Below are 5,668 nucleotides of genomic sequence, written 5' to 3' on the forward strand. Positions count from 1 at the left end.
CTACGGCAGCGCCCAATCCTTGAACAGAGTGGTTCAAGGCTGCGGCCAAGAGAACCAAATCTTTCGCATCGACCACTACCTCGGGAAGGAAACGGTCCAAAACATCATGGTGATGCGGTTCGCCAACGCGATTTTCGAGCCAATCTGGAATCGCAACTACATCTCCAGTGTTCAAATTACGGCCTCTGAAACCGTTGGGGTCGAGGAACGGGCCGGGTACTACGAAACCTCGGGTGCACTGCGAGACATGGTGCAAAACCACCTGACCCAAATGTTGGCGATTACCGCCATGGAAACCCCTGGACGCTTTGATCCGGAGGCCATTCGCAGTGAGAAAGCCAAGGTGCTTCAAGCTGCACGCCTGGCCGATGAACTTGAACCCTGGAACTGCTGCGTTCGCGGACAATACGGGCCTGGAGGCAGCGACGGTTCACCTCTCAGTGGCTACCGGCAAGAACCAGGCGTCGATCCACAGAGCACCACGGAAACGTACGTGTCGATGAAGCTGTTCATCGACAACTGGCGTTGGCAGGGCGTTCCTTTCTATGTGCGCACCGGCAAGCGCCTCGCCAAGCGTCTCAGCGAAGTGGTCTTGACCTTCCGAGAAGCACCCGTTCACCTCTTCGATGCTGCCGGTGGCAGTCCAACAGCCAATCAGCTCATCCTGCGCATTCAGCCCGATGAAGGCGCTGAATTCAAATTTGAAGTGAAGTCTCCAGGTTCCGGTATGCGCAGCCGGCCTGTCGAGATGGAATTCTCCTACGACGAATCCTTCGGCGAGCCATCAGATGAGGGCTATGTGCGCCTTTTGGCGGACGCCATGTTGGGTGATCCAACACTCTTCACCCGGAGTGATGAAGTCGAAGCAGCTTGGAGGCTTTACACCCCGCTGCTGGAACTGATCGAAGACAGTCCCTGGAAACTGCCCATCCATCCCTACGAGTCACGCACTTGGGGACCTGCCGCTGCCGATGCTCTGCTAGCGCGAGACGGCCTGCTCTGGCGTCGCCCCTAACTCAAGCCCCCAACAAGATTCCAAGCTCACCTCGATACCGCCTCTCCTCAGGTCGCAGCATGTCTCCTCAGCTCACGCTTCAAACTCCCCTCGAGCTACCGCCATCGGAAGTTCCTCACTATCTCGATCAGTTGTGGTCCCGCGATCAATCAAGCAACATTGGGGCCCACACCTTTTGTCTGTTGATCTGGCAGCCAGCCTGGGTGGAACAACAACTTGTCCGCACGGGAAGGATCGAGGGTCCCATCATGGGCATCCAACGCGACGAAGTGGAAGAGGCTGGGCGTCAAGCAGTTCTCGCGCTTGATCTCCCTCTCAGCACCCCGCCACTAGGGAGCTCGGTATCAAACAGTCTGGCCAAAGTTGATGGCAACAAAACCAGTGATGACCTTCGTGGTCAACATGTGGATGGGGCCTTAAGCGCACTGAGGCCTCGGCGTTTGATCACCTTCGCCCCCAGCCTGGATTCCAGCCGCCCCTTAGAAACCTTGGTGGCCGCCTACTGCCCCTTACCGGAAGAAGGGGGGGGCACCGTTGCTTGTGGAGATGTGGTGGTACTCCGCGGCGGAACAGAGGCCTTGCAGGAAGGACTCAACACGTTGCAACCCCTACTCCCGGACGACCTGCCCTCTTGGGTGTGGTGGAACGGGCCCCTTGATGAGTCACCTGAGTTATTTGAGCAGCTCTCTATCGCTCCTCGCAGACTCATTCTGGATTCTGCTCTTGGCGATCCCGTGTACAGCCTGAGCCTTCTCGCCAACAGGCTCGCAGGCGGCCAGGCCGTGAATGATCTCAATTGGCTACGGCTCGGCAGCTGGCATCAAACGCTGGCGATGGTGTTTGATCCACCGCATCGTCGCGATGCCCTAAGCCACGTCGTGCAACTCGACATCGATGTTGAAGGAGATCACCCGGTCCAAGGCCTCCTATTGGCCGCTTGGATTGCCGATCGACTGGGTTGGACCCTCAGGGAGTCCCATCGACACGATGCCAAAACCGGCGATGCCAGTATCAGCGCGGTGTTCCAACGTCCTGACGGCACCGAGGTGCCGCTGCGCGTGTCTCCGGTGCCCATGGGACAGCCAAGTATTCATCCTGGGCAAATCGTGGGGCTTCGGATGATTTCCAAACCCGAGCACGGCGGGGCGATGTGTGTGATTCTCTGCGCGGAATCCGGAGGTTGCATGCGCCTTGAAGCCGGGGGCATGGCCAGCATGGAACTTGTGGAAGAGGTGGTGCCCTTGCTCCATACGCACGTGGAAGCCGACATGGCCCGTCTTCTTGAGGGTGGGCACGATTCCTCAAACCCGCTCTTGGCTGCAGCGGCCCCTCTGGCTGCCAAGCTTCTGAGTTGATTCCCAGCTGAGCAGCATGGCCTGTGTGATCGCTGCTCCATCGAGCAGCAGCGGCAAAACCCTGCTCAGCCTCAACCTGATCGCCTGGGCACAACAGAAGGGACTGAGCATTCAACCCTTCAAGGTGGGGCCTGATTACCTCGACCCCCAAGTCCTTGGGGCGACTGCCGGGCGCCCTTGCCGAAACCTTGATCTGCCCTTATGCGGACCTGACTGGGTCAAGACCAGTTTTCATGGGTATGGAGGCCGCTGCGACTTGGCCCTCGTGGAGGGGGTCATGGGCCTATTCGATGGGATCGGCTCAACAGGAGAAGGAAGCAGCGCAGCCGTGGCCAAACATCTGAAGTTGCCCGTGGTGTTGGTGGTGGATGCCGGCGGCCAGGCGCGGTCGCTCGCCGCCCTCGTGAGCGGATTTCGTGATCTTGACCCCGACTTGCAGTTGGCTGGTGTGGTGCTCAATCGAGTGAGCACTGAGCGCCATCGCTTGCTTCTCGAGGATGTCTTATCAGCCATTGATGTGCCCTGCCTGGGCTGTCTTCCGCGGGATTCAAGCCTTGAATTACCCAGTCGGCATTTGGGCTTGGCTCCAGCCCATGAACTTGATCAACTAAACGTTCGTCTGGGGAAATGGGCAGCGATCGCTGATCAACATCTCGAGATGGGGGTCTTTGAGCGGTTAATGGCAGCGCCAGCAAAAGGGACAGAGCCCATCCAAACCGTGTTGGGGACCGCATTGGAACAGGACACCCAGAGACAACCACTGCCAGTGGCCGTTGCTCAAGACAACGCCTTTCATTTCCGTTACCCCGAGATGCAAGATTGCCTCGAGGCATTAGGGATGCCGGTCATCCCTTGGCACCCCTTAGAGGATGAGCCATTGCCGCAAGCGGCCTATGGACTTGTCATCCCTGGAGGCTTCCCAGAACTTCATGCGGAACAACTCAGTCATTGCAAACAAAGCCTTTCAGGCCTCCGCGACTGGCTGCAACACAAACCGCTTTACGCCGAATGTGGCGGCATGTTGATGCTGGGGACCAGCTTGATGGACGGGGAGGGCCAAACTCATGCAATGGCGGGGGTCTTACCGTTTCACGCCCAGCGCGGGAGATTGCAGGTGGGGTATCGCCGCCTAACGGCAACCCGCAACAGCTTGCTGCTGAAGGCGGGTGATCAGTGGATGGGCCATGAATTTCACCGCTGGCAGCTCAGCGAGGAACCTGTGGGCAAATGGCAAACGCTGTGGCAGGTTGATGGCTGGCATGTTGATCGCAGAGAAGAAGGATGGGCACTTCCGACCGTTCACGCAAGCTGGGTGCATCTTCACTGGGCCAGCTCTTCGACGATCTCATGCCGATGGCGCGCCGCTCTCGAAACCGTGGCGACACAGATCGAGAAGAATTCATAAAAACCACTCGCCAGCGACAGCAGCCCTTGAAGGAGCGCTGGCGCTTCCTAGTCGAAGGCAGCGTGCAAGGAGTGGGATTCAGAAACAGTTGCCGGCGACGAGCCCTCGACCTAGGCCTTTGTGGTTGGGTTCGAAACCTCAAGGACGGTGTCGTGGAAATTCAGGCGGAAGGAGGCGAGATGGCCTTGAACGAGCTTCGTGTGTGGTGTGAACGTGGACCAAGCGCTGCAACCGTTAAGCGAGTCGTACTTTCCAAAATCCCCGTGACTGGCAATGACTGGTTTGACGTAAGGCCTTAAGAGGAAGAAAACAGCGACAATCTGCAGCTGAGACAATCAACAGCGAAAGCAAGCAACAGACAACCCAATTCACAGCGCACTGATCCACACCATGGGCAACGAACGTCGGCTCTGGTTGCTTCGTCACGGAGCCACTGAATGGGCCAAAAACGGACGGCACACAGGCAGCACCGATCTTCCTTTGCTGCCTGAAGGAGAAGAAGAGGCTCGGCAACTTGCGCCTGTACTCACATCCAATCCGTTTGCAGCCGTGTTTAGTTCACCCCTTGAACGGGCAAAACGCACGTGCGAGCTAGGCGGTCTTGGCCAACAACGACGCATCATGGAAACGTTGCGAGAGTGGGATTACGGCGATTACGAGGGGATTACAACCTCAGAGATCCGCAAGGGCATACCCAACTGGACCGTTTGGAGCCATGGCTGCCCCAATGGCGAAAATGCCGAGGCCGTACAACAACGCTGCGAACAAAGCATTGCCATCGCCTTAGCGGAACCGAGCGAAGGGGATGTTGCACTGTTTGCCCATGGTCATGTGCTGCGCGCCTTAACAGGCACATGGTTAGGGCTCGGTGCCACAGGTGGACGTTTGTTCCAGCTCGGCACAGGAACCATCTGCATCTTGGGCTTCGAGCGAGGGCAGCGAGCAATCGCCCGCTGGAATGCCCCCACCAACGGCTTGTTTTAAGCCCTTGTCTAAGCGCAAGCCCTAATACGATCGCTCTGGAATGTTGTGTTTCCACTGAACGATGAGCGACACCACGCTCTGGGCTGAGCTGCTCGCCTATGGCACTGGCATCGGCCTATCCCCGATCCATATCGCCGTTCTATTGCTGCTGCTCCTAGGACCGCAGCCCTTGAAGCGAGGCGGCTGGTTCGTAGCGGGATGGGTGCTAACCACGATGGCGACATCAGCCTTACTCGTGACTGTGGGTCATTCATTGGTGCTGGATATGACGCAAGGCTCCCATCACCGCACCGGCTTGGATCTCCTCGCTGGTGGGGCCTTAATTGCCGTTGGCGGCAGGGAACTACTGCGCTCGTTGACCGATGGAGACACACCACCGGCATGGACCGCAAGCGTTGATCGCTTTGTGAACATGCCCCTCCCACTGCTGTTGTTCTTGGGTGCTATTGCGGAAGTTGCCAGTCCTGATGATCTCGTGCTGTTCGCAAAATCAGCAGGGGTTGTCTTGGCGGCTCAACTTCCCACATGGCAAGAACTGATTGGTCTTTTGGCCTTCACAATCGGGGCAAGCCTGTTAATGCTTACCCCTTTGGTTGCCGTTGCGATAGGTCGCAACAAAGTTATACCTGTATTGGAGCGTGGGAAAGACCTTCTGTTCGCGCGAGGCGAGCTGGTTGTAGCCGCCGTCAGCATTGGGATCGGGAGCTATCTCGGTTGGCAAGGAATCAGCGGCCTCACCATGACCTAAACGTAAGGGAAGGAGCTGAGGGATGTGGGGCAACACAGGAGCAAAGCATTGAGTATCAGAAACCAGATGAAAACAATGATTTTCAGGATGTCCCATTCAATCTTCAAACGCGACTCAACTTGATCAATCAAGAGCAACAAATGCTTGAAATTGATTATTCA

At 57.3% G+C, this 5,668-nt stretch carries 6 protein-coding genes; all 6 read left to right on the forward strand.

All coding sequences use genetic code 11. The annotated features are described in order from the left end of the window. Positions 1 to 1,015, forward strand: a 1,015-nt coding sequence (gene zwf, locus NCN04_RS07090) for a glucose-6-phosphate dehydrogenase (RefSeq protein ID WP_250395626.1), incomplete at its 5' end; no start/stop codon positions are given. 59 nt (positions 1,016 to 1,074) lie between these two features. Further along, positions 1,075 to 2,370, forward strand: coding sequence for a glucose-6-phosphate dehydrogenase assembly protein OpcA (locus NCN04_RS07095; protein WP_250395627.1), 1,296 nt, complete (start codon positions 1,075 to 1,077; stop codon positions 2,368 to 2,370). Between the two features lie 16 nt (positions 2,371 to 2,386). Beyond that, complete coding sequence (locus NCN04_RS07100) at positions 2,387 to 3,775, forward strand: cobyrinic acid a,c-diamide synthase CobB (RefSeq protein WP_250395628.1); 1,389 nt, start codon at positions 2,387 to 2,389, stop codon at positions 3,773 to 3,775. Then, positions 3,724 to 4,074: an acylphosphatase gene (locus tag NCN04_RS07105; RefSeq protein ID WP_048346232.1), complete on the forward strand. Its 351-nt coding sequence runs from the start codon at positions 3,724 to 3,726 to the stop codon at positions 4,072 to 4,074. The genes NCN04_RS07100 and NCN04_RS07105 overlap by 52 nt, the downstream gene beginning before the upstream one ends. 91 nt (positions 4,075 to 4,165) lie before the next feature. Continuing rightward, positions 4,166 to 4,759 carry a histidine phosphatase family protein gene (locus NCN04_RS07110; RefSeq protein WP_250395629.1) on the forward strand — a complete coding sequence of 198 codons (594 nt, stop codon included), beginning with the start codon at positions 4,166 to 4,168 and terminating at the stop codon, positions 4,757 to 4,759. Between the two features lie 61 nt (positions 4,760 to 4,820). Continuing rightward, positions 4,821 to 5,507, forward strand: a complete 687-nt coding sequence (locus NCN04_RS07115) for a GAP family protein (protein ID WP_250395630.1) — start codon at positions 4,821 to 4,823, stop codon at positions 5,505 to 5,507. Positions 5,508 to 5,668 lie beyond the last annotated feature (161 nt).

The sequence above is a fragment of the Synechococcus sp. MU1655 genome, from assembly GCF_023630655.1.
Taxonomy (GTDB): domain Bacteria; phylum Cyanobacteriota; class Cyanobacteriia; order PCC-6307; family Cyanobiaceae; genus Synechococcus_C.